Here is a 22,682-nt window from a genome sequence, read left to right as displayed (position 1 = left end):
CATCATCGCCAGACCTCCCTTGCCTCGGGAGAAGTGAATCAGGAGCTAAAGCCTCACTCAAGCCGAGTTTTTCAACACAATCAGCTCAACGCAGTCATCTGAGTCTTTTCACCAGATGTCTGGTCTGGGGTGTAGAGCAGTCATCGAAGGACAACGATGCGCGTTTTGGGCGCGAAGGACCGCCATACGGACAAGGTCGCCATCTATTTGTAACAGTCCATTGTGAGTTTCTGAACCTTGCGCGGACGACACGTCTTTGTCCTCAGGACCGGCTTCGCAAGATTTTTTTGGCAACTTGGAATGTTGTGTAACCTGAAGTCGCACCTGGAGGGAGGATTCGGGCAATGGCTGGAAATGGCAAACATGAAAATGAGGGCATCTGGGATTCAGCGGCTCCGGGCTGGGCAAAATGGGAAGCCGCTTTGATGGGCGCCGCCGCCGAGGCTACGGAACAAATGCTGGATGCGGCCAACGTAGAAATGGGAATGAAAGTATTGGACCTCGCCTGTGGCGCAGGCAGCCAAACGATTCAAGCGGCGAAGCGTGTTGGGCCGACTGGCCGGGTGGTTGCAAACGACATCGCGTCGAAAATGTTGACCTTTGCGACATCAAACGCCGCCGACGCGGGACTGACCAATGTCGAAACGCTGCACGGACCGGCGGAAGACCTTTCCGAAAGCGGGCTGTGCGTCGATGCGGCAACCTGCCGGCTTGGCCTGATGCTGTTTCAGTCGCCTCAAGACGCGCTCTCAGCCGTGCGAAATGTTCTAGTTGAAAACGGGCGTTTCGCTGTGCTTGTGGTGGGGTCGCCGCAGGACAATCCACTGTTTTCAAGGACCATGATTATCGCTCTAAAACATGCAGGGAAGACCCCGCCGCCGCCGGGGTCACCAGGGCTGTTTGCACTGTCCGATCCTGCGAGACTAGAAAGCCTATTTCAAGCGGCGGGATATATTGACACCAGGGTCGAAGAGGTCGCCGTCCGATTGTCCATCGCATCGGTCGATGACGCGATAACCATGATGCAAGAAGCTTTTGGTGCCTATCGCGCCGTGCTAGGGGATCTGGACGACAAAGCACGCGATCTGGCTTGGGCCGAAATCAGGGACTGCATCGAACAATTTTCGGACCAAGGCAACGTCAGTTCGAATATGACCTTCCTGCTGGCTTCCGGTTCGAACGCGCCAACCTGATGATCCCGAGTGTCCGAACGGCAAAGCGACAAGCACTTTCGGCTCCGGACGGTGTTGAATTTGCCGAATGGCGAAGTCAGCAATGGGCTCTTCCCGGTCATCTGAGTATCCGTGTTTGGTCAAGGCGCAACGGGCGACCAACTTCGTTTATCTCGTAGGAGCGCGTTTGCGAGGATGACGAGCTTTCGCATGACGGCAGTAATGGCGACCTTGGCTGGTTTGCCGCTGTCTGTGAGTCTGGCGTAGATGCGTTTGAAGTCGGGGTTTGTCCTGATGGCGGTGAGCGCCGGCATGTAAAGGGCTTCTCGCAGGTGCGCGCGTCCACCCCGGATGAAGGTGCTGGCAGACGAATTCGAACACGTCTCCGTTATGGCAGTCGGACTGCCCCTTACACCGCGCAGAGACCGCGCCACTCGGCCAGAGCAGCGGCACGGTTGGCCTTGAAGTGCGGTCGGCTGGAGAGGCTGCGTTCCTGATTAAAGTGGTTCGAAACGGAGGCGTGGACGGCGGCGAATTTCTGAAGACTTCGCATGCGCCGGAACCGAAGCATTGCCCGCTCCCGTCGTCGGAACGGAAGGTGTGAATTCTCTGCGCGATTGTTGAGCCAGCGACCTGTTTCCTGCCGTTCGCTCGATCCAATTTCCTTCAGAGCGGCACCATAGGACCGGAGCATGTCCGTCACGATCACCTCAGGCTGACCGTGCCTCCGCATTGCTTTCTTTAGGAATTTCAAAGCTGCCTTCTTGTCGCGTGTCTTCGTCACGAAGCTTTCGAGCACCTCGCCTTCGTGGTCCACTGCCCGCCAGAGATAGTGCCGCTCACCGTTGATCTTCACGAATATCTCGTCGAGGTGCCATCGCCAGCCGCTCGATTTCATCCCTTCGATCCGCCGCTTCCGGAGCTCGGACGCGAACTTCGGACCGAAACGATGCCACCAGAACCGCACGGTTTCGTGGCTGATCTCAACACCGCGCTCGTGTAGCAGATCTTCGACGTTGCGGAGGGAGAGCGGGAACCGGACGTACATCATAACCGCCAGGCGGATGATCTCGGGACTGGTTTTGAACCACTTGAATGGACTGTCTTTGGTCATTGGCAGACGCTAGCCAGCACCCGGCCCCGCCTCAAGCTAGGTTTCTCTGACAGAGCCCAGTCATGCACTAGCTCTCAACTTGGACCGATCAGATGGGGCTGCTCAGTTCAGCGGTAGGGAATTCGGAAGAACGTGAAGCTGTTCGTCTGGGTGATTACGGGCGCTCCCGTTTCCGCCATTAGGCTTGCCATTGCGGCACTTCCCGTCGGACAGGCCACAAGATCGGCCGCATCGTCGAGGAAATCGACAGTGAACGCCGTTTCGCCGACAAGCTGGCATTCATCTGCAGCGTTTCGGAAACCACGAACGAAGTTCAGCTCCGGGTCAGGCTCGCTGATCGCGACCTCTGGAGTGGTTTCGACGCATCCCGTCACGGTCAGGACCAAAACGCAGGCACATATGGAACGCATGACCTTTTCGAGGCGCCTTTCCATAAATTCTACTCCCACTCTGCACCTGCGCTGCGCCAGACCATTTCATCTGCATCCCAAACACTGGCCACGACGCAGGGCGTTGGGTTGATCCCACCACATTGTGAGCCATGCACACCCGACAAAAGCACGCGGAATGGGCCAATGTTCGCCATGTCCCACCCCTGATTGAGAAGCGAAAACATACGATCCTTGATCAGGAAGTGAGACATGCAACCGCCTGTCCCGCAATAGAGCGACACAGCGGTGGAACAGGCAAACCCCGCCTCGTCCAGAACCCAGTCCCGGTGGATGTCTCCATCGAGATCGACGCGGTGAATGGCTCCCAATTCAAGGGCGAACTGTCCATTTTCGAAATCGGAGCATGCCTGCTGCGCGGCCTCGACTTTTTCAAGAAGCTGTGTGGGCAGACCGGACAAGTCCTGCGCATGGGCCGAAGCAGCGTTAAGAGCTGCGGAGATCGCACAGAAAACAACCACTCTTGTGCCGGCACCAGCGCGTTGCCTCTTTTCAGCTAGTCGGCTCGCCATGTCTGTGTTTCCGGCCTTCTCATGCGGCTCAATTGCACTGATCGTAGTTGTAATCGCCAAACTCGATCCAGTTCCGGCCCCCATCGCTGAAGACGAGGAACTCTGACCTATCTTCACCCAAGAGCGCCAGCTGGAAGCCTGCTGGTGGTTCGGAGTTTCCGAAGAAGCTATATGAGGTCATCGCCCGAACGGTCTCACCATTTACGGTCACAATGGCATCCCACTGGTCGCCTGATTGACCTACTATCGCGTATTCGATGACCCTCTGCACGGCACCGCCACCGCAATACACAATGCCTTCTGGCGCTTCCATGCCCTGTGATGTCGACGCGTTGGCGCCGCAGGACTCGCGCAGGGATCTGACCGCTGCAGACGATCCTTTGAGCGTAAAGATGCCATAAGAGACATCCTGATCAGCCATCGAAAGGTTCAGAACGGCGTTCTGCGCAATCTGATCCAAAACGAAATCATAGTCGCCCTGATCGAAGAAACGGACCTCAACAGGATAGTTGTCGACGAGCGAGATATCCGCATTCACTGATCCTGCCTGAAACGCACCTACCTCGGTCGAACCATCCTTCATGAACCGAAAAGACAGGCCCTGCTTGGAGATAATATCCTGCGAGTCCTCATAGCCTGCTGGCGCAAAACGGACCCGGTCGCATTGCAACTCCAGAGTCATGTCGCCCGTCTGAATGAAGGCGTTGGCATTGGGCGGCCCACTGAAATTCCAGTCAGCCATGGCAGGAGATGACATCATGAATGTGAGGACTGTGCCGGTAATCAGATGTGTCTTCATGAGTAACCTCCAAGCAACTAAGCCACAGTTCGTCATTCCGCCGCGAAAGCACTGATGATCCACGTCATAAGTTCAAGCTGCGGGTGGACCATATTCATTTGTACCTTCCTGTGACGGTCGGCTTAGCCACCAGATCATCAGCACAGAGAGTATCAGTTGGAGAACTCCCACAACCATCAAACCGGTGACGCCAAGTAGAGCCGCTGGGCCTCTCAATGCTTCAGGGTCGTCAGCCCCTTGCTCGAGGACTGAAAATACAGCGATGCCACTGAACAACATGAACATGGTCGCGATGCTCAGTGCTGCAGGCAAAAGCAAGTACCAGCCTGGTCTTCCGGTGTCATGCAGTCGACGCCATCCAGCGGCAAGCATGGGTACGACAACGGCAAGTTGGAATATCGGGGTGAGGACTTGGCTGCTCTCTCCAGTTTCTGGATCCATGCCGAACAGGGAGGCGTCGATAACTGCCAAGACAACGCTCACGACAATCACGAACAACACAAACCACCAGTACTCGGACCGCACCGCGCGCCCCGAAAAAACAAAGTATTTCCCGAGGCACGTCTTGGTGGCTTCAACGAAACCCATGTTCGCGTTCTCCCTGAGTACGTTGACGGGTACTTTCTGACACGAGGAGACATCTTGCAAGCTTTGGTCAACCTACTCAGATGCTGCACCTGCAACGGGCTGCTTCGTCCTGTGTGGATGGCTCCTGCGAGTCAAGACATTTCTGATGTGATCGGTGCGGTTTCAGAAGCGGTCTTGTGTCCGGCCTGTTGACGCGGTGCATGTGACCGCTGGCCCTGATGGGTTCCGCAAACCGAGTCCCATCCTGCATATCGAACAGAGATCGCTCAGGACAAAGCACGGGGTGTCTCGGTCTCCGGTCTGATCCGTATTCCATCACATCACTGGTCTTGCCGTTCGTTGTTCCAGATCCTCAGGTGGCGCGCAGTCGGTAGTTCTCACCGCGCGAGAGGACCGCCCAGACGATCCTTGCAGTCTTGTTCGCCATTGCCACTGCGGCAAGCTTTGCGGGCTTGCGGTCCAGGATCGACGAGAACCATGGATCGTATGCCTCGGGCCTGCGCTTGATCTGCTTGATCCGGGAGGTCATGCCGACAACAAGCAGGCGCCGGATGTACCTGTCACCCATCTTGGAAACCCGTCCTAGCCGCTCCTTGCCGCCGCTGGATCGGTTGAGAGGTGTGAGGCCGAGCCAGGCCGCGAGATCCCGGCCGCTTCTGAACTGGTGGGCCGATCCGATCGTGGCAGCGATCGCCGATGCTGTGATCGGCCCAACGCCGGGTATAGTCTGCAAGCGTGCAATGTTCGGATCGTGCTTTGCCAGCGCCGCTATCTGCCGGCCGTAGGACGCCACCCGCACGTGAAGAGCCACAAGGGCGTCGCACAGATCGTCGATCACCCCGTGCGCATCCTCTGGGAGGGCCGTGGATGCCTGGCTGCTTCCGTGTCGCGCAAAGCGGATGGCATGCCCGACGCCTTTCGGCAGCACGATCCCGAACTCGGCCAACAGCCCTCTCAGCATGTTGATGGTCTGAGTTCTCTGGCGGACGATCAGGTCACGCGCACGATGCAGCGACAAGATCGCCTGCTGTTCGCGGGACTTCACCTCGACAAACCGCATGGTCGGTCGTGTGACCGCTTCGCAGATCGCCTCCGCATCCGCTGCGTCCGACTTCCCACGCTTAACGTATGGCTTCACATACGACGGAGGGATCAGACGCACCTGATGTCCCAGCCGTGTCAGCTCACGCGCCCAGTGATGGCTCGTCGAACAGGCCTCCATTCCCACGACGCAAGGCTCAAGCCGCTCGAAGAACCTGAGCATCTGGGCTCGGCGCAAAGACCGGTTGAAGGCAACAGTTCCTGCAGAAGTTATGCCGTGGACCTGGAAGACGTTCTTGGCCAGATCAAGACCGACAGTGGTAACTTGCATGGGGTGGCTCCTCTCTCGCAGATGACAACACATGCATCTTGGCGCATCACGACGCCGTTGGAGCAGGAGCCATCCTCCCCATTTGCTTCTCGGACATCGAGCCTTTTCCTGCGAAGGCACGCTTTCGGCAGAAGCGGCCGTCCATGGCCGAAACCGCGTCTCGACGGCCACGAACGACCGCCTACAGCAACACAGCAGTCATCTGAGACAAACGATCAGATGACCGCGTTGAGCCGATTGTGTTGAAAAAGTCGGCGTCCCGCCTGAAAGGGACGGATTGGCAAGACTTCTTCCCGCGAAAGCGCCCTATCGCAAACTACGTTTGCTTAATGGCTACTTGCGAGAACAAAGTTCCAGAGTGGCAAACTTCGAGCCTCAGAGTATTTCAACACAATCAGTCCGGAGCAATCGTCGGTGCCAAGTTAAGGGCGCGCTAAAGATAAATACTGAACGAGACGGGAGATGCGCCCATCTTCGGTCAAGCCTAACATGTAGCTTTCGAAGCCAATCGTTTCATGCGGTACCGCCCTCAATGCTACGCTATCCGCTTTCCGGCTCACTCCGGCACGACTCCCGCGGACTGGAGCGCACCGGAGATCACTGCTGCGCCCAGTGCCATCAAGTTGCTGGAGGATGTGCCGAAGGCGACGAGCGAAACATCCTCACTCGCAGCGATGTCGGACTCATAGCCAAGCGTCTGGCCGCCGTGTCCCCAAAGATCCTGGCCCTTCAACGCCAAACCCAATCCGTAGCCCAACAATGCAGGATTCGTGGTCGGCACTGTCTCCTGCATCTCAGCAAGCGTATCGGGAGATTGAAAAAGACCACCGCGTACCAATGCTTCGATAAACACGTGCATGTCGTCCACGGTTGAGATGACACCACCGGCCGCCCATCCCTGGGACATGTTCCAATCGGTGGTCTCGTAATCTCTGCCGGCAAGGAAGGCTCGTGGCAGTCCAAATTCGGGTTTCGGGATCCCGTTCCAAAGATAGGTGCGCTCCATGCCGAGGGGGGCGAAAATCCGGGCCTCGTAAGACTTTGAAAGCGGACGCCCCTCAAGCGTCTCAATGACCATCCCAAGGAGCACATACCCGGTGTTGCTGTAGCTCCAGGAACCCTCCGCGCCCGGGGCGAAAACGGGCTCGCCGTGTTCGACAACAAAGTTGATCATCTCAGACGGCTCGAGGCTGCGTCGCAGGACATCGCGATCCGAGACGCCGCCCTCCATCAGCCCCGGTGTGCCGTCCGGAGCATTGTCGGTGTAGCTGAACACGCCCGCAGTATGCTGCGCAAGCTGACGAAGGGTTATCGCACCGCCGTTCGGAAGCCGGGATGCGATCTCGGGCAGGTGTCTCGACAGGGGATCGTCTAGCCCAAGCCGTCCTTCCTCGAAGAGTTGCAGAAGGACGACCGCAGTCATCATCTTGGTGTTGCTTCCGATCTGGAACGGCATTGCGCAATCCATCGGTGCACCAGCGAAAGGATCCGCGAAGCCGGCAGAGGCGACATACCGCCAATCTGCGCCGCGTACCGAAATCACTGCGCCGGCAGCAGAGCCGAAAGGGGACTCGAGTACCTGCAAGAGCACGGCGTCTAGCGCTTCCTCAACATCGGGAGGGGCTGAGGAAGCGGCCGAGCAACTGCCCTTCCCTGCCACGTCCGCGCCAGCGGTTTGTGCCTCGCCCATCGTGCCGACACCCAATATAAGTGCCAAGACCGTCAGGATCGAAGGGAGTGTCGTTGCTCGCATGTTCAAACCGCTCTTGCTATACATTTGCCTGAGACAAGCCGCACGCCACTTTTCGTACCGGCCTCATTGCACGTAGCGCATCAAGTCTTCTGCACGGTCTCGGCCGAGCTCGATCTTGCAGGAGTCAATCCCAATGCCGGTTCCGGAACCGCCGCCGAAGGTCGCTCCGACGTAGTCGCAATGCGCATCCCGATACGCCGACCAGGCCGCCTGTGACGCTTCGAGCGCGGGCACAGCCATGGCGCGGCCCGTAATCGTGTCCAGTTCTTCCGCGGAGCGCATCGCAAAGCCAAGGTATATGTCAACTGTCGCGTCTACCCGCTGAAGTGTCTCGGCAACGCATGCGCCGATCTCGACCTGGCTACTCCCACCGCACTCCGTTGCTGGATCAGCCAAAACAGCCCTTGGCATGCAAAGCGCAAAGAGCATCACCGCTACTAGAATCCTCATGACACCATCTCCGTTGATCGTCGAAAACTGGCGGAAGGGTCCGCCACCGCTACGAAAAAGCATAGGAACGCGCGCATTATTGAGAAAGAGAAAACCATGCGCGGACGGAGATGACACTGTGAGATCACTCATTCGAAAGCGGCAGCTTCATCCGCTTGGCAGACGTTTGGCGTAAATCGTTTGATGTCCGCTATGAGCCGATTGTGTTGAAAAACTCTGCAACTCGAAATTCGCGTTGAAAATCTGGAACTCTGTTCTGGCATATATCCTCATAGAAAACGTGGTTTGCCATTAGGAAAATTCGCGGGAAGATGTTCTGCCAATCCGACCTTCCGAGACGGGACACCGTGTTTTTCAACACAATCGGCCCACAGCGGACGCTCACTTCGCAAACGCGTTGGACCGAGGTGACTGGGAAGAGACCACTCGCCTGTCTGCGATCCAAGCCGGTTTCGTAGAGTTGTGGAGCCCCGGCAACAGAATTGATAGCGTTCACTTCAGCCGGTCACTTGGGATGCAGATGTGCCAGACGGCATCTACTTGATGTGATATTTGAGGAGGCGGGAAGACTTACCATCATCGGTTGCTACGAATAACATCGTTCCATCTTTGGACACGGCTATTCCCTCTGAGTTATGCACGCGTGACACGCGTTCACTCTCATCAGAGAATACCAGTTCGAACCGCAAGAACACCTCGCCATCGACCGGGCGAAAGAACACCGCCTTGCCAGTATCACTTAGAATCCAAAGAGCATCACGGGTTCGATCATAAGCGAGGCCGGACCCATCGGTCCGACGCGCGACCGACGATGCAAAGCCTACACCGGCATCCAGTGACACGACCTCCAGAACCTTGGTTAGTTCTGGTGAAATGCGGACCAACTGGGGCGGGTACTCGATCAAGACCAGAACTTCTCCCTCACGCCCGATGGCCAACCCTTCAGGACCGTCCTCGCCCAGACGGATTCCCGCGCCGCCTGTTACTCCGGAAATAGGATGGATTGTGTTAGTTTGACCACTGTCGGGGTCGATATCGATGATTGCTCGCATCTTTTCCGATAAAACCAGAAGGCGCTGTCGCTCAGGATCATATTCAACGCCTTCGAGATCCTGAACCTCGTGCGCAATTTCCTGACGGCTCAATATCCGCCCGTCGGCATGGACTGCGAAAAGGGCCGAAGTGTCATCACTGACGACGAAGAAACTGCTATCATCGCGGATCGACAGCCCCGACGGTTCTGTGAGGCCGGCCTCACGATGGTGAAGCCGGGTACTGTCAATGAAGGTAAGGCTCAATGGCGCGTCCTGAGCCGACGCCGCCATCGCAACGAGAATCGCACAAGCGAGTGCCGCTATTCGATATGCCAATCCTCAATCCCGCTGTCCGGCTTGGTCTGGTGCGCAGTCATCGTCTCGACCAATACCTCACGAGGGTTCACCTCGGACGTCGATAGCACGATCTCAGCAACCGGTTTGAACTTCGATTTTGTGACCGTTCGCGTCGCGAAACCCGCTGCTGACAGGGCGTCCCGTAATCTCGCGACCTTTTCTGTGAAATCCTCTGAGGTATCAAACTTGATCTCGACCGAGATGTGGGATTTCCGGGAGAATACGTATATCACCAGCGCCGCTGCGATCGTCAGAAGCAGGGCCATCACGGGCAGATCCAGACCGACAGACAGACCAATCAGCGCCACGAAGATCATCTGAGCAGTGTCCGAAGTGCTGAGTGTTTCCATCCTGAATCGGAACAGGCTACCGATTCCGAAGACGACAAAGCCGATCAGCACGCCGTGATGGATGACCAAAAAACCGACCACTAGGCCGATCAACGCATAAAGGAACATCGAGCGCGGCAAATCCCAGTCGTTGCTGCGACGGCGACGCGCTATGCTGCGCGGATGAAAGGCGAGGATAGCTGTCATCGCCATCGCCTCGACGAGACCGAGCAGGAACTCGATGACCTCTTCCAAGTCTCGCAACTGCGACCAGCCGCGGTCGTAAATGTCAAACTCGCTCGGGATCGTTATCGCACCCTCAACCGTCTGGGCGAGCGAGGGTGCGGCAAGGAAGGTTAGAGCAAGAAAAACTAGCAGTGTCTTTGTCACTCGCGGGTCTCCAAGTGGACAGATGGAAGTTCAGCCAAATCGACCCGGATGAGACTCCCCTTGAAGCCGTCGATCCGGGGTGGAAGAGTAGTTATGTCGAACTCGGTAGCGAAGTCAGGCGCGGCCCGGAAATCGATGAAAATATCTCCGGTTTTGACGTCGATATCGAGAAGGGTAAACCCGCGCGGGCCGCGGTCCGTTGCTCCGACAAGTCTCCGTGGGCTTGCACCGAGACAGGCCTGGCTCACATAGGCGATCCCTTCAGAAGCACCGGGATAGAACGAATGGTGATGACCGGAAAGATGAAGGTCGACACCCAGAGAGCCGAACGCCTCTGCCAGGTCTCGATCCCCGATGATCTCGGTTTCGCGGCCCTGGGCAAATTCCCACAAGGGAAGATGGCTGAAGGCGATACGCGCATCACCCGCGCCGTCGAGAGCGCTGCCGAGCTCCGCCATCTGGCCCGAAGAGAGCGGCCCGACCGTGGTCACGTCAAGCGACACGAAACGGACCCCTTCGACGTCGAAAGCATAGAAGAATGGGTAATCCTCGTCGGCGACAAACGTGACGTCCGGTTTCCTTTCACGCCACTCCTGCGCATAGATCGCGCGCTCCGCCACGAATTGCTCATAGGCCGAGGCATCGTGGTTTCCAGGCGTTACGGCCACCGGGATGCCGGCGGCTGCGAACGGATCGGTGACGGCTGCGTGGAAGGCCGACCACATCGCGCGCACCTCATCCGGGGCGAGGACAGGCGTTCGCTGCCCCGCAACCATGTCGCCCGTCACGAGGACAAGGTCCGGCTCGAGTTCAACGATCGCCGCCACCGCGTCCGATACATGGGCCTGGTAATCGGTCGAGCCGTAGGATCCGTTGAGGTCCGAGATTACGGCCACCTCCAACGCGGCAGCGGGTGATACGAAAAAGAGCGCGTAGGCGCCCGCAAGAATCGGGTTAGCCCGCATCGCAATCTACGTAATCGGGGGTCGTATCACCGGTAAGGAAGAAGCTCTTCGGGTTGAGATCGAAGATAAGGTCACCGCGTCGGCAACTTTCCTGCAGAATGCCTGTGGCCAGCCGCGTGTTTTTAACGACTTGGGAAACCTCTCCGTCGCTCAAGCCAAGGCTGTTCGCCGTCCATTGGTAGATCGGCCCCTGCGACTGCAGGTCTGCGTCTAGTGCCATAAGCTTCTGGTAGACCCCTGCGTCGAAGTGGCGGAGTTTCTCGAGCATCTGCGTCGACTTGGCGAAGTTTGCGTATTGAACCCGACCGCCCGCGTCGTTGTCGTTGAGGTTGGTGCGACGTATCAGCTGCGCATCTGCGGGTACGGTTCCGTCTCCCGCCTCGTGGTGCTTGGCCTTTTTGTGTTCGAGATCTCCCGCTTCGGCCCAATAGTAATAGGGCGTGAAGTCAATATTTCCGACCCGGTCCTGCTGGCTGAAGATGAAATCGAGCAGGACAATCTCGGACAACTCGCGCATCCAGTAGACCATCTGCTCCTCGCTGACATCCGGTCCAAGATCCTTCGAGATCGTGCTGTCTTTGCGACCTTCGCTCAGTCCACGCGCAATGGCATCACGTAGCGGTGCCTTGGTCCGAAGCGCGAGAAAGGCGGGCGTTTCCTGGAAATCGCGGTTCTGCCCTTTGCCCCAACCGGAGCGGCGCGTGCCATTGATCTCGGAGCCGTAGCGGTGCCCCGGGCTGAGGACCATGACACCGTAGATGCTACTCCGGTCGGCGGTGAAGAGATCGTCGGTCGGAGAATAGCGGGCCGGGTTGGCTTCGCTCTCAACCAGCCAGCGCCAGCCTTCGTGGTTCATCCGCGCGTGGTTGCCCGAGATTGCCAGGCCCGGTTTGGCGACCTCGGTCGCATGACGCTCCTTGTCCATCGAACGCCAGACCGCGACTGGGACCTTCACGGTCATGTCGAAGTGGCGTGAGAAGTGGTAGTAGAGGAGCGAAGACGGCGCGAAGGTGCCGCTAGTGCCCTTCTGGTTCATCGTGACCTTGAACTTCGCCAGATTGTCCTTGGCCAAATCTTTTGCCGACTTGCCCTCTTTGCACGCATTGCGCTCGAACGCAGCACGGTCGTTCGCGTAAGGCCCTTCGCTGATGTCGTAGACCATCATCCCTGGACTGGTGCTCCAGGTCTTGGGACAAAGGGCGACATCGGCAGCGTAGAAATTGATCGAACAGAAAGCGGCCTCGTCATCGAGGTCATCGGTGGAATATTCCGCGCCGGGGAGCGGGGTGATGCGGACGCAGCGTTCCGTCACGCCGTTCGGGCTTTGGTAGACGGTTGCGACGCCCTGGACTGCATCCGAGGCGACAACAGCTGTCGGGATGACAAAGGCTGCGAAAATAAGAACAAGGCGCATTTCGAGAGTCCTACTTGGGGCAAATCGCGGCGCGTTCGGCGTCGCTGATCGACAGGCTCTGGTCAATCGAGAAGCGCTCGAACTTTGCGTCGATCCACTTATCGCAACCACCAGAACAGGGGGCACCGTTACGCGCGTCGTTCCAGTACTCCTTTGCCCGCGCTTCGGACCAGCCGCAGAACTGAACCAGCGCCATTGCTGACAAAGCGCCTGACGAATGAACACCCCACATGCAATGGACATAAACCGGTCCGTCACCGCCTTTGATCACATCGTGGATTGCCTTCATGACATTCGCGGGTCTCGAGGACCGCGCAGATTGATAGTCGAAGTTGCCAGTTCCGCAGGATGTCGCCCCGTACTCGGTGTTCTTTCCGAAATCGGCGTAAAACCCTTTGGAGAAGCCGTCCGAACAGAGCGCCTGTCGTTGCAACGAGGAGAGGCCTGTTCGATCTCTGTCTCCACCCGAAAAACCCCCGCGATACAGCACCCCGTCAAGAACAGGACGAAAAAAAGCAGTGCCGTCAGGGGCGCCGGGATTGCTGCGTGCGAGCATTGCCGAGCGAGACGGACCACCATCGCGGGCAGTGACATCGGCATTGGCGATATTCCCAGTGCTCAAAGATGCGAACATGGCAAGTGCAACCGCCTTGAAGAAAGTCAATTTCACTGTTCTTCCCTCCCTTTCGTGAACGCCCCGCCACTTCATGTGGCGGGGCGTAGGCTTCAGAGAAAGCCCTCGTTCGTCATCGACATCGGACGCGTGGTCGAGCCGTCGCTGTAGGCGACGCACTGCCACGGTGCGCGCTGTGGTCCGACGCCGACAATGACCTCCGTTCCTGCCTCTGAAAAGCTCGACCGGATGACAGACACGTCGCCGTTGTTGGTCTCGATTGATACGCGCTGGAGGCATGCCTGCTCCGCCGCCGTCGGGGCCGATGATGCGGCGCCACTACCGGACTCCTCGACGCAACCCGCGAGAACGAACGCGGCAAAGAACGCCGCGGTAATCTTGATTGCCTTCATTTTCTTCCTCCTTGTTGAAGTTCGTTTCTTCGTGCCTACCCAATAACCCAGGAATACGTTGCCAGAACTGCGATCAGGACAGGTTGGTGCATGAGGTAGACGAAAAGACTGTGCTTTCCAGGCAGAGTTAGTAGCCGCGGCGGCGGCGCACTCCAGCGCGGCTCAAGCCGGGTGGGGTCAATCGCTTTCGCAAGCGCCATCCCGAGCAGGAATGGGGCAAGCCAAGGGACGATCGGAATGTAGTCGAGAGCCGGCGGGACCGTCGCGCCGAGCCCTGTCCAGGCCATCCAGCCGGGAAGGTCGAGACTGCGCCCTATGGCGACAGAAGCCCAAAGAACCGCGCCTGCCGCCGCCGTGCAGAATAGAGCGGACATCCGCAAGAAAAAAAGCCCGACGACGCTGGCCACCGCTATGGCGTGCAGAATCCCAAACTGAATCCAAGCCTGTGGCATTGCGAGGCGGGTCGCCAGTGATACCAAAACCGCCGCCCCGGCGACGACCGCGAAGCGTTTGGCCCACGCAGCGGGGCGAAGCCCGCGACCGTGCGAGAGAACCAGGCTCACCCCCGACAAAAGCAGGAAGGATCCTGCGACCAGTCGCGCGAGCATGGCCCAGAAGCCAACAAGCGTCGTTCCCTGAGGAACGAGCGCGAACATCTCCATGTCACGAACGAAATGAAAGGCAATCATGCCGCCAAGCGCCGCCGTCCGCGCAATGTCTAGCCATAGGAGACGGTTGCGTTCGTATTGTACCGTCGAGGCGCCTAGGCTTTCAGCGTGCAGCGCCATCGACGCTCCTTCTGCTATTAACACTTGCTCGCAGCTTGAAGTCGGCTCAAGACGTCGGTGATGTCGATGTGGATCTCTCACGGGATCGGGTCTTCGGGCAGAACGAATGTTGGGATAAGGTCCTTTTTGCAGTCCGTATTCGTTGGTTCGTTTGGTTGATCAAAAAAGGCTGCGGCGACGTCCTTTGCGCATTGCGAGAATAAGGTGGCCCCGTGTCCTGTATTCGGGAAACGTACGAATTGTGATCCAACAAGGCTGTTTTTAGCATGTTGCGCCCATGAAGATGCGGTCTGGATGTCGTTCGTTCCAGTGAAAACCATGACGGGAACGGACCCATCGCCAGTCACAGGCGCGTGGAAGTCCTCTCTGACGGAACCGGTCGGAAGTCCACCACACGCGCCAAGCTCGTAGGCCATTATGCGCGCTTCCCGCTGTGTCAGTCCGGGGATGCGGTAGTCGGCCATGCGAGCCAATGCGCGACCGCTGCTGTTGAACGGCACGGAATCATTGCAGGTAAAAAGGCGCAAGGCGAAGGCCAGTTCCTGGAGCTGCCGTGTATAGCGGTCCTCGTTCCGCAGCCGGCGATAGACATCGGCGATGTCGTCCGGAGTCATTGGTTCCACAAGCGCCATCAGGATCTCTGCATCAACTCCCGAGAAGTGTCGCTTTACGAACCGCCCGAGTTCGCCGGATGTCGCGGGGCGTAGTGGCAACGCGACGCGATCGGAGACATAATTAGCATCGAGGGTAGTGCTGTAAGGGACATCCTCGAGCTGGCGTACTGTCTGCAGAAACACAGCCGCTGGTGTCTCTTCCGCCTCGCTCGCCAAGTCCATTGCCTGTAAGGCCAGAGCCTCTGCACTTTGCTGGAGTGCATCGCTTTGTGAAGCAAGCGTGTTGGCGCGATTGAGCAGCAAACGCGCTGCAATGCTTGACGCTTCGAGTCGGTATGTAGGCGGCGCCGCAGTCTCAGCCTCGGCATAGAGCATGATATAAAGGGCCTCGTAGAGTTCAGTGTTGCCTTCCGCCAGATTGTGGATCATCCGAGGAAGATACCGAACGCGCCACTCCGTACCTGCCTGGTTCGCTGAAGAGAGGATCAACTGTTCCAAGGCCCGGCCCGTGACCAGAAACCCGCTCTCTGTCGTCAAAGGTTGCGACGAGAGCGCCGAGAACACACCGTTGAGCGTTTTAACGAGGTCGGGGTAGGCGTTGGCGCAGGACGGGTCCTCGAGGCACATTCCGTAGATGCCTAGGAATGCTTCCTCGTTGGTTTCGGGGAGGCGCTCGCGCCATGCCACATCCGTCGGCAGCACGGAATCGAGCAGGATAGCTCGCAGACCCGGAGGGCCCTGTCGAAGGACTTCCAGCCCGAGCCGCGTGCCGTAGGAATGGCCGTAGATATTGTACCGGTCAAAGCCGAGTGCCTCAGCAAGGCGAACGACATCGCGAGCATTGTTGACGGTGTTGTATTGTGACAAGTCCACCCCTTGCCCATTCAGATGAGCGGCGCACAGGGGGATCAGGTATTCACTCGCGGCAGCGCCCAGGTTCATGCCTGAGGCGTCGGCAATCTCATCGGCGGCTTCAAAGGCCGCATCGCCGTTGGCAGCGAAGACCTCGTTGCATTCGATCTCTCCTGGGGAGAACCCCGACCCACGCTGATCGAAAATAAAGATATCGCGGCGAGTGCGGAGGGTTGCCAGCCGTTCCGCGAGCACGTTCGTCATGCTGGCGAGTTCCCCTCCGCCGGGTCCGCCGTGTAGATAGATGACCGGATCGGTTGCTGGCGAGAGACTGGTCGACCGCAGTACTCCATACATCAACTCTATCTGCCGGCCTTCGGGATCATCGTAATCGGCGGGCACGCGGACGACACCGCACGCAAAGGTCTCGCCTTCGACTTCGGTCACTGTCTGGGCGACAACGTTAGGGCAGAGCACGCTTTCGACAGAATCCAATGTTTGCGCAACACTGGCGCTGACAATCAGCCCGCTGATCAACATAGTGGGGTAACCGATCGCTAGTAGCCGCATCATAGCTGTTGCCAACATTCCTTGCCGCATATCTGAACTACATTCCGCAGCAGGATGACCGAGATTCACCGCGCGATGACCAACTAGGGTGCGTCCGTACTACGGCCCATTAACTTGCAGCCGAACGAATTCGGTCCATTACTCCTTCGCAGTCGGATGCACTCCCCACTACGGCATCCGGTGCAGCTTCACCGGACATCTCGGCGAGGTCTGCCGCCGCGCGGGTCAGCACCTGGTCCACTTGTTCGGGCGTCAGAAGTCCCTCTTCCTGCGCAGCGATCACAGTCGAGCAAACACCTGCCGACATTCCCGTTGCAATGCCCACGCCCGCTGCCGTGCCGCCCATGATGGCTCCACCAAAAAATCCTCCGACAACCAGGCCAATCACCAGCCCAACAATTCCGATGATAACTTTACCCATATCTTCTCTCCCTACTCAGAAGCGGCGGCCCTCAGGGCCAGATCAAATTGAGGATGAACACGGCGGCACCAATTCCGAAGAACAGCGGCCAACTCCACCTTGGGCCACCCTCCTTGTGCGGCACATATAGACCCGCTTTGTGCATCCCGATCATGACGAGAAAAATTAGAACGCCCGTTACGAGCGCATGTGCTAGATCAAAGTGCATCCGACCCTCCCTTACTGAGTTTTTTGTTTGCCGGTTCTGCCGCCGTGATAGTAGCGGCAAAGCAATGTAAGGATTGCGAGATTAAGTAACGGTGCCAGAGCCGCTAGCCACGGGAGCCACGGTTCGGGGAATCCGTCAAGCCAAAGAACCCATGGCAGGCCAAGCGGTATCAGAAAGACGCCTGCCAAAGGGTCACGCTCCTGACCGAAAAGCCCGAAGGTTCCGATCAGGAGCAACGCCAGGGCAACGAGGTACAATACCCCGACGATCCGAATTGCCCACTTACACAGGATCAGCAATCTCCGGCAGGCAACATGGTGACATTGCTGTAGCGGCCGTCCGACGTGGTTATCGCGGCGCATGCACCTGTGGCACGGTTAAACCAGTAGCTTGTCAATCCATCGCTTCGGATCAATTCATAGCCAAGGTTCTGAATACCCATTTCGGCTTGCCCTGCGCGCGCACCTTCGAACGCAGTCAGATCAGTAGAGCTTCCAACACTGGGAGTTCCGGATGCGCTACTTCCAGTGTCTTCAACGCATCCGGTCAAAGCAAGCAGACCAGCAGATATAGCAAGTGTTTTCATCGTGTTCGCCATGGCGTCCCTTTGTTCCTTTCACTTGAAGTTTTTGCATTGTGAATAGCCGGCGGATGCTGGCTTACTCCAATCTCTTCCACTTTGATAAACCGGCTTTCAGTCATTCAATCCCGAAAATGACATTGTACGATTGAGCGCCATTTGCAGTGTTGTAGACCTCAACCACATGGTCGCCCGACTGCCAGAGCTGACCACGATACTCCTGCGCCGCGCCCATTTCATCGAGCAGCACGGAACCATCTGGATTGTAGATCACGTAGGTCATTCCGGGTCCATTGGCGGCGAGACGGAAGTAAAGGAACTGATTTTCGCGCGCGCCTAGAATGTAGCGCCGGCTTTGTTGTGGCAAGAGAGAGCCTGTGAGTTCGGTTCCGGAGGCACCTGCGGGGAACCTGACGACAACGCTCTGGCCGCCGCCATCCGAGATGCCTGCGTCGGTGCCGGACGATACTGAACCCGCAAACATGCCAGCCGAAGGATCGTTCGTGCCTTCGACAAGGAAATCTCCTGCGGCCCATCCTTCATCGCCCGGGTCGGCAAGCGTGGCGACTCGGCACCAGCGCCGGCCTTCTTCCATCCCGCAGCCAAGGTTGCGCACGTTCTGTCCGTTATTGAGGCGCGCCACCACGCGCGCGCCTGAGGTGGGCTCCGAACGCAGGTTCAATGTGCTGCCTGAGGTGGCTACCTGGTAGAAATCGGGGCCGCCTTGCAGGCCATCCGCATAATCGGCTTGCACCGTGTCGCCGGTTTCGCCCTCTATGCTGATCGCGACCATGTAGTCGGACACTTCGTCCCGGCGCGCCGCGCTGCGCATCATGTAAACTGAAACGGTGTACTCGCCGGAGACGGGCAAAACTCCGTCGAAGATGTTCATATCAGGCACCATCGGTCCCATGAATTGGCTGTTGACCAGTGCCTCGTCACCCGGGCCCCTGCCGGGAACGTAGACGTTGAAATAGGTGGCAGTATTCGACGGCTCGAGTCGGACCTTCATCCTCTGACCCGCCTTGGCACCGATCCTGTAGAGAACACTCTCATAGCCGGTAATCGAGTCATTGATTGTGGTGCCAGATGTGCCGGCGGCAAACCGCACTTGTTCGGTACGCACCCCATCCTGCGCGACGGCTGGAGAATAGCCGCCCAAGGTCACTGCTGCCAGAGCAAGTGTGGCGGCGGCGAAAAGGTTGTTTAAGGGGCCTTTGCTTCCGGCCATTTCCGATCCTACCAGATGTTTTCAGGCGTGATTAACGGAGGCGATGCCTCTAGTGTTGACATAACAAAAGAACGAATGGCCCAGATTGGCGTAACTTGAGTCACCTCATAAGGTTTCACCAAGCGAAGAGTTGATCTATACAGAAAGCGCAACTTTTATCCATTAAACGTTGTGCAAGAAAATTTATTGGTCCGAACGAGCATGCTACCTTTGTATGAAATCGCGCCCCGTGTGCTGCGACAGACCTGTAGTGATACGCTCCCAACGGGGATCGGGGGATTTCAATTAAGCTCGTACTACAGCGCCAAACAATCGAAGCTTCTAAGGCGTCAGTTCACGGGGAAAGCCGCTCTCAGTCTACACGATCCAAAGGATGGCGAGGCGGCCGTAGCGATTAGCGATATCGGCTCGATGAGCCTGGCCTATGTTAGATCGACCGGACATGACGTTGCTCTTCAGGAACTCCACAGGCCCAACCTCTTGGTCCTGGTTACTGGCGGTCTGTTAACCCGAAACGATCACATGGCATTTGAGCACAAGAACGAACCATGGATTCTAATTGGTAGGGGCGCGCGCGAGACGACCGTCTTGGCTGCGGGCGGATTCAGCTACCAGGCTTTCGTTCTGTCCATGCCGCCCGAATTTCTTGGTGACCGTCTAGAACGCGCAGAAGCGCGGGGCGGCATTCTCTGCGGAGATGTGTCGAAGGAAGAAGACCTTCAACTTACCTATCTCACCCTCGCGCTTGCTTCGCAGATATCCCTAATGGGATCCGGGGATAAAGTGATAAAATCGAGTTTGGCGGATGCATGGACGACTTTAGTTGTCGAACAGATAAACAACCGCATGGATGCATGTCTCAATCTAGGCGTGCAAGAGCTGTCGGACCACGAGCACGACCTTTCTTTTGTTTACGTTGGAAGGGCCGAAAAATTCATCCGCGAACGTCTCGACGTAATCCACAGTCTTCGCGATATAGCTCGCCATGTCGGCGTATCCGTGCGAACGCTGCAAGCCGCCTTTCGCAAGGTTCGTGGAGCCACGCCAATGCAAGTGCTTGCCCAGGAAAGGCTTCATTGCGCAAGGCTCGCGCTACTCGACCGAGATGGTCCCAAAACAGTTTCGGACGTCTGCTCACTGTGCGGTATCGAGCATCACGGGCGCTTCAGCAAACTCTACAAACAGGCCTATGGCGAGTTACCGAAAGCGACCCTCTATTCGCGCAAGAAATGATTGCCGGGGAAGGTCTGCGCCATTCGCAACCCGGTGACTGTCGTCATCGGTTGTCCATGCACGTGGCATGTCGGGAGACACCGGCGCACTATACTTGATTGTGAGGTGGCCCCCGACGGCAGTCCTCGAGACCGGTTGGTTGACCGACTTGAGGGGACTAGACAAATAGGCTGCAACTTGGCTTGGATATGAGCCTGGGACGTTCTTTAGCATGTTGATACCGCGATCGGGCTGCGTTCGATTGAGGCTGGCGAAACGGGGAGGTGAGAATGGATGATCACGCAGAAAAGGCGTCCCGCGTTGAAGACACAGACGATGTCGCTCGCGTCGTCGAAGAGCTCAACCACCTGCGCGCGAGGCTAGAAGACCTAGAGAGCAAATCGGCCAAGAGCGACGAAGAGCATACGCTTTCGGCTCACCCTGACCTCAGACGCGCGGCGAGCGCTATGCTCGAACTAATCGAAACGCATCCCGTCAGAGCCGCGGCTATAGCCTTTCTGCTCGGCGCCCTTCTGTTCAGAGGTCGGCGGTAATGTTCGTAGAGCTACTATCCGCACTGCGGCAGGCAGAGCAGCGCATAATGCTTGCTTGGCTAAAGGGCCTTTTCCTGATTGTGCTCGCTGTGTTTTTTGCTGCGATGGCGTTGGTCTGGCTTTCTGCTGCGACCTTCTATCAGTTGGAGATGCGTTTCACCGCCGTTCAAAGCGCCTTGGTGTTGGCGGGAGTTTCGTTCCTTCTTTGCATTGCGATGCTCGGGATACGAAAGCTCAGGCAGCGCAGACGCCGGTCTGGCGAGGATCCGCTACTGGCCGCTCTGGCCGTGCTTCTTGGGCCGGAACGAAACGCTGATGCAAGTGGCGCTCACACAAGTCGCGCAGGGGACGCCGTGATCTTGGCACTCGTATTCGATGCCATCCTGAAGGCTCGGGATACGACCAGCAGATGAAGCCCTCCAAGACACGGCTTCTGGTCGAGGATGCCTTTCCCCTTATCGTCCTTCTCGTCCTCTTCTTCCTGGCTTTCAATACGCTGCAACCTTTTCTGCCGGCACTCGTTTGGGGCTTGATACTCGCCGTGGCGTTTCAGCCGTCACACGACCTTCTCGTGGCGCGCTTTGGCAACCGACGCAAACTAGCTTCGATCATTGTCGGGCTGATGATGACGTTTGTGCTGGTCTTGCCGATGATTGGGCTTTCGCAAGCCGTTCTCGCCTTCATCCCGGAGCTTCTGGCCTGGGGTAATACGAACAAACCAATCATAATTCCGGTTGAGGGCGGTGGAATAGCTATTCCAGGTGGATCACAATCCCTCTGGTCGACCATTCTGTCAGACATCACGTACATCCGGGATCATTTTAAGGACGAGATACGACCGTTTGCCTTCTGGCTGATTGGAGAGGCACGTCTGGTGGGAACCTTCGTTATCGAGTTTGCCCTTGGCGTGCTGATAGCGAGTTTACTGCTGAACAGGTCCGCTCCGCTGAGCGAGGCGTTTTTTGGAGTGCTCGGGCGCGTTGCCGGCCCATTGGCGATCGAATTGGCGCACCATTCGGTGGTGACAATCCGATCCACAGTATTCGGACTGCTGGGGTCGGCGTTCGTGCAGACCGCACTGGCCTCGCTTGCATACTGGTATATTGAGGCACCTCATTGGCCGGTGCTTTCGCTTTTGACTTTCATGCTGGCGATGATTCAGATCGGACCAATCCTCATCTGGCTGCCACTGGCGATCTGGCTTTGGAGCAACGATCAGATTGGGCTCGCTATCGGACTTTCTGCCTGGGGTCTGATCGTAGTCGGTTTGTCGGATAACTTGGTGAAGACCTTGGCGCTCTCCCGCGGCGCGGAGCTTCCAGCGATCCTGGCTTTCCTTGGAGCGGTTGGCGGGCTGATCACTTGGGGAATTGTCGGCCTGTTCCTTGGCCCCGTAATTGTCGCCGTCTGTTACCAGATCCTGCTCCGCTGGATAGCCCATAAAGATGATATTACTCAAAGCTAAGTTGGTGGCTCCCAGCGCCTGCCCCTGCGACCAGCTTCCGGATTGATTATCTCCGTTCGCATCGCTCTTTGAAGCGTCCGGTTCGCGTGCATTCCGTGCGGAGTGCCTCGGCTACCTACTGTCTTTGGGACGCCATAACATTGATGTACCGAAGTTTCGCGATATTCTCTTAAAGTCATTTTTTTGAAGGATTTTTGAATCGCGAAGACCGTATTACATGGGGGGGGAGGGCTTTCACAGAGCAGCTTAAGAGAGTAACCTTGCGATATGCATCGATTGTCCACACTAGACCTTTCCGCTCAAGACTCTTTCGAGTTCTGGCGCGAGATAACGAGGGGTACATACGATCTCGCGAAACCGCAAAAGATGAAGCCGGAACTCAGGCTTGTCCGGGATCAGCACCTGTGGGACTGATTAAAGGGTTTTCGTAACGGAGGGTTTCTGGCTCATCTGAACCATCAAG

General features: G+C 57.4%; 24 protein-coding genes and 1 pseudogene. 5 read left to right on the top strand and 20 right to left on the bottom strand.

Annotated elements, in window-relative coordinates:
* Positions 1-344: 344 nt before the first annotated feature.
* Complete coding sequence (locus RXV90_RS24850; RefSeq protein ID WP_316652958.1) at positions 345-1,193, top strand: class I SAM-dependent methyltransferase; 849 nt, start codon at positions 345-347, stop codon at positions 1,191-1,193.
* 119 nt (positions 1,194-1,312) lie between these two features.
* On the opposite strand, the pseudogene RXV90_RS24845 reads toward RXV90_RS24850, so the two are convergent.
* The 20 genes and pseudogenes from RXV90_RS24845 to RXV90_RS24750 form a co-directional block, all read right to left on the bottom strand.
* Positions 1,313-1,528, bottom strand: a pseudogene (locus tag RXV90_RS24845) (transposase); the annotation flags it as partial.
* Positions 1,529-1,581: 53 nt separating this feature from the next.
* Positions 1,582-2,286, bottom strand: a complete 705-nt coding sequence (locus RXV90_RS24840; RefSeq protein ID WP_316652956.1) for an IS6 family transposase — start codon at positions 2,284-2,286, stop codon at positions 1,582-1,584.
* A gap of 107 nt (positions 2,287-2,393) precedes the next feature.
* Positions 2,394-2,720 carry a hypothetical protein gene (locus RXV90_RS24835; RefSeq protein WP_316652954.1) on the bottom strand — a complete coding sequence of 109 codons (327 nt, stop codon included), beginning with the start codon at positions 2,718-2,720 and terminating at the stop codon, positions 2,394-2,396.
* A gap of 5 nt (positions 2,721-2,725) precedes the next feature.
* Positions 2,726-3,247: a hypothetical protein gene (locus RXV90_RS24830; RefSeq protein ID WP_316652951.1), complete on the bottom strand. Its 522-nt coding sequence runs from the start codon at positions 3,245-3,247 to the stop codon at positions 2,726-2,728.
* 28 nt (positions 3,248-3,275) lie between these two features.
* The gene (locus tag RXV90_RS24825; RefSeq protein WP_316652948.1) at positions 3,276-4,046 is read right to left on the bottom strand and encodes a hypothetical protein; all 771 of its coding nucleotides are present in this window, start codon (positions 4,044-4,046) and stop codon (positions 3,276-3,278) included.
* Between the two features lie 72 nt (positions 4,047-4,118).
* Positions 4,119-4,634, bottom strand: coding sequence for a DUF805 domain-containing protein (locus RXV90_RS24820; protein ID WP_316652946.1), 516 nt, complete (start codon positions 4,632-4,634; stop codon positions 4,119-4,121).
* Positions 4,635-4,986: 352 nt separating this feature from the next.
* Positions 4,987-6,006, bottom strand: a complete 1,020-nt coding sequence (locus RXV90_RS24815; RefSeq protein ID WP_316652944.1) for an IS110 family RNA-guided transposase — start codon at positions 6,004-6,006, stop codon at positions 4,987-4,989.
* Between the two features lie 556 nt (positions 6,007-6,562).
* Positions 6,563-7,783 carry a serine hydrolase domain-containing protein gene (locus RXV90_RS24810; protein WP_316652942.1) on the bottom strand — a complete coding sequence of 407 codons (1,221 nt, stop codon included), beginning with the start codon at positions 7,781-7,783 and terminating at the stop codon, positions 6,563-6,565.
* A gap of 39 nt (positions 7,784-7,822) precedes the next feature.
* Positions 7,823-8,341, bottom strand: coding sequence for a lysozyme inhibitor LprI family protein (locus RXV90_RS24805; RefSeq protein ID WP_316652940.1), 519 nt, complete (start codon positions 8,339-8,341; stop codon positions 7,823-7,825).
* A gap of 404 nt (positions 8,342-8,745) precedes the next feature.
* A complete protein-coding gene (locus RXV90_RS24800; protein WP_316652938.1) occupies positions 8,746-9,507 on the bottom strand; it encodes an SdiA-regulated domain-containing protein in 762 nt (253 codons plus the stop codon).
* A 56-nt stretch (positions 9,508-9,563) separates the two neighbouring features.
* Positions 9,564-10,319: a hypothetical protein gene (locus tag RXV90_RS24795; protein WP_316652936.1), complete on the bottom strand. Its 756-nt coding sequence runs from the start codon at positions 10,317-10,319 to the stop codon at positions 9,564-9,566.
* Positions 10,316-11,284: a metallophosphoesterase family protein gene (locus RXV90_RS24790; protein ID WP_316652934.1), complete on the bottom strand. Its 969-nt coding sequence runs from the start codon at positions 11,282-11,284 to the stop codon at positions 10,316-10,318. The genes RXV90_RS24795 and RXV90_RS24790 overlap by 4 nt, the downstream gene beginning before the upstream one ends.
* The gene (locus tag RXV90_RS24785) at positions 11,274-12,698 is read right to left on the bottom strand and encodes a hypothetical protein (RefSeq protein WP_316652932.1); all 1,425 of its coding nucleotides are present in this window, start codon (positions 12,696-12,698) and stop codon (positions 11,274-11,276) included. Before RXV90_RS24785 ends, RXV90_RS24790 begins: the two co-directional genes overlap by 11 nt.
* Positions 12,699-12,708: 10 nt before the next feature.
* Entirely contained in the window at positions 12,709-13,368 is a 660-nt protein-coding gene (locus tag RXV90_RS24780) for a protein-tyrosine phosphatase family protein (protein WP_316652931.1), read from the bottom strand.
* 56 nt (positions 13,369-13,424) lie between these two features.
* Positions 13,425-13,724 (bottom strand): hypothetical protein, encoded by a 300-nt coding sequence (locus RXV90_RS24775; protein ID WP_316652929.1) that lies wholly within the window; start codon positions 13,722-13,724, stop codon positions 13,425-13,427.
* A gap of 35 nt (positions 13,725-13,759) precedes the next feature.
* Positions 13,760-14,512, bottom strand: a complete 753-nt coding sequence (locus RXV90_RS24770) for a heparan-alpha-glucosaminide N-acetyltransferase (RefSeq protein WP_316652927.1) — start codon at positions 14,510-14,512, stop codon at positions 13,760-13,762.
* Positions 14,513-14,589: 77 nt separating this feature from the next.
* Positions 14,590-16,617, bottom strand: coding sequence for an alpha/beta fold hydrolase (locus RXV90_RS24765; protein ID WP_316652925.1), 2,028 nt, complete (start codon positions 16,615-16,617; stop codon positions 14,590-14,592).
* Positions 16,618-16,657: 40 nt separating this feature from the next.
* On the bottom strand, positions 16,658-16,969 hold the full coding sequence (locus tag RXV90_RS24760; RefSeq protein WP_316652922.1) for a hypothetical protein: 312 nt from the start codon (positions 16,967-16,969) through the stop codon (positions 16,658-16,660).
* Positions 16,970-17,469: 500 nt separating this feature from the next.
* Complete coding sequence (locus RXV90_RS24755; protein ID WP_316652920.1) at positions 17,470-17,775, bottom strand: hypothetical protein; 306 nt, start codon at positions 17,773-17,775, stop codon at positions 17,470-17,472.
* Between the two features lie 100 nt (positions 17,776-17,875).
* A complete protein-coding gene (locus RXV90_RS24750; protein WP_316652918.1) occupies positions 17,876-18,988 on the bottom strand; it encodes an SH3 domain-containing protein in 1,113 nt (370 codons plus the stop codon).
* Positions 18,989-19,510: 522 nt separating this feature from the next.
* Here RXV90_RS24750 and RXV90_RS24745 point away from each other — a divergent pair.
* From RXV90_RS24745 to RXV90_RS24730, 4 genes are all read left to right on the top strand, one after another.
* A complete protein-coding gene (locus RXV90_RS24745; protein ID WP_316652916.1) occupies positions 19,511-20,221 on the top strand; it encodes a helix-turn-helix transcriptional regulator in 711 nt (236 codons plus the stop codon).
* Between the two features lie 269 nt (positions 20,222-20,490).
* A complete protein-coding gene (locus tag RXV90_RS24740) occupies positions 20,491-20,754 on the top strand; it encodes a hypothetical protein (protein WP_316652914.1) in 264 nt (87 codons plus the stop codon).
* Positions 20,754-21,167: a hypothetical protein gene (locus RXV90_RS24735; protein ID WP_316652912.1), complete on the top strand. Its 414-nt coding sequence runs from the start codon at positions 20,754-20,756 to the stop codon at positions 21,165-21,167. The genes RXV90_RS24740 and RXV90_RS24735 overlap by 1 nt, the downstream gene beginning before the upstream one ends.
* Positions 21,164-22,219 carry an AI-2E family transporter gene (locus RXV90_RS24730; RefSeq protein WP_316652910.1) on the top strand — a complete coding sequence of 352 codons (1,056 nt, stop codon included), beginning with the start codon at positions 21,164-21,166 and terminating at the stop codon, positions 22,217-22,219. Before RXV90_RS24735 ends, RXV90_RS24730 begins: the two co-directional genes overlap by 4 nt.
* Positions 22,220-22,682 lie beyond the last annotated feature (463 nt).

Source organism: Ovoidimarina sediminis, from assembly GCF_032586175.1.
Taxonomy (GTDB): domain Bacteria; phylum Pseudomonadota; class Alphaproteobacteria; order Rhodobacterales; family Rhodobacteraceae; genus Ovoidimarina; species Ovoidimarina sediminis.
This window is presented reverse-complemented; position numbering and strand designations above follow the sequence as displayed.

What these genes read in the sequence shown, in the direction of transcription:
- RXV90_RS24850 (WP_316652958.1), top strand. Translation starts at nt 345, where the DNA reads ATGGCTGGAAATGGCAAACATGAAAATGAGGGCATCTGGGATTCAGCG.
- RXV90_RS24840 (WP_316652956.1), bottom strand. Translation starts at nt 2,286, where the DNA reads ATGACCAAAGACAGTCCATTCAAGTGGTTCAAAACCAGTCCCGAGATC.
- RXV90_RS24835 (WP_316652954.1), bottom strand. Translation starts at nt 2,720, where the DNA reads ATGGAAAGGCGCCTCGAAAAGGTCATGCGTTCCATATGTGCCTGCGTT.
- RXV90_RS24830 (WP_316652951.1), bottom strand. Translation starts at nt 3,247, where the DNA reads ATGGCGAGCCGACTAGCTGAAAAGAGGCAACGCGCTGGTGCCGGCACA.
- RXV90_RS24825 (WP_316652948.1), bottom strand. Translation starts at nt 4,046, where the DNA reads ATGAAGACACATCTGATTACCGGCACAGTCCTCACATTCATGATGTCA.
- RXV90_RS24820 (WP_316652946.1), bottom strand. Translation starts at nt 4,634, where the DNA reads ATGGGTTTCGTTGAAGCCACCAAGACGTGCCTCGGGAAATACTTTGTT.
- RXV90_RS24815 (WP_316652944.1), bottom strand. Translation starts at nt 6,006, where the DNA reads ATGCAAGTTACCACTGTCGGTCTTGATCTGGCCAAGAACGTCTTCCAG.
- RXV90_RS24810 (WP_316652942.1), bottom strand. Translation starts at nt 7,783, where the DNA reads ATGTATAGCAAGAGCGGTTTGAACATGCGAGCAACGACACTCCCTTCG.
- RXV90_RS24805 (WP_316652940.1), bottom strand. Translation starts at nt 8,341, where the DNA reads ATGAGTGATCTCACAGTGTCATCTCCGTCCGCGCATGGTTTTCTCTTT.
- RXV90_RS24790 (WP_316652934.1), bottom strand. Translation starts at nt 11,284, where the DNA reads ATGCGGGCTAACCCGATTCTTGCGGGCGCCTACGCGCTCTTTTTCGTA.
- RXV90_RS24785 (WP_316652932.1), bottom strand. Translation starts at nt 12,698, where the DNA reads ATGCGCCTTGTTCTTATTTTCGCAGCCTTTGTCATCCCGACAGCTGTT.
- RXV90_RS24775 (WP_316652929.1), bottom strand. Translation starts at nt 13,724, where the DNA reads ATGAAGGCAATCAAGATTACCGCGGCGTTCTTTGCCGCGTTCGTTCTC.
- RXV90_RS24770 (WP_316652927.1), bottom strand. Translation starts at nt 14,512, where the DNA reads ATGGCGCTGCACGCTGAAAGCCTAGGCGCCTCGACGGTACAATACGAA.
- RXV90_RS24760 (WP_316652922.1), bottom strand. Translation starts at nt 16,969, where the DNA reads ATGGGTAAAGTTATCATCGGAATTGTTGGGCTGGTGATTGGCCTGGTT.
- RXV90_RS24755 (WP_316652920.1), bottom strand. Translation starts at nt 17,775, where the DNA reads ATGGCGAACACGATGAAAACACTTGCTATATCTGCTGGTCTGCTTGCT.
- RXV90_RS24750 (WP_316652918.1), bottom strand. Translation starts at nt 18,988, where the DNA reads ATGGCCGGAAGCAAAGGCCCCTTAAACAACCTTTTCGCCGCCGCCACA.
- RXV90_RS24745 (WP_316652916.1), top strand. Translation starts at nt 19,511, where the DNA reads ATGGCATTTGAGCACAAGAACGAACCATGGATTCTAATTGGTAGGGGC.
- RXV90_RS24740 (WP_316652914.1), top strand. Translation starts at nt 20,491, where the DNA reads ATGGATGATCACGCAGAAAAGGCGTCCCGCGTTGAAGACACAGACGAT.
- RXV90_RS24735 (WP_316652912.1), top strand. Translation starts at nt 20,754, where the DNA reads ATGTTCGTAGAGCTACTATCCGCACTGCGGCAGGCAGAGCAGCGCATA.
- RXV90_RS24730 (WP_316652910.1), top strand. Translation starts at nt 21,164, where the DNA reads ATGAAGCCCTCCAAGACACGGCTTCTGGTCGAGGATGCCTTTCCCCTT.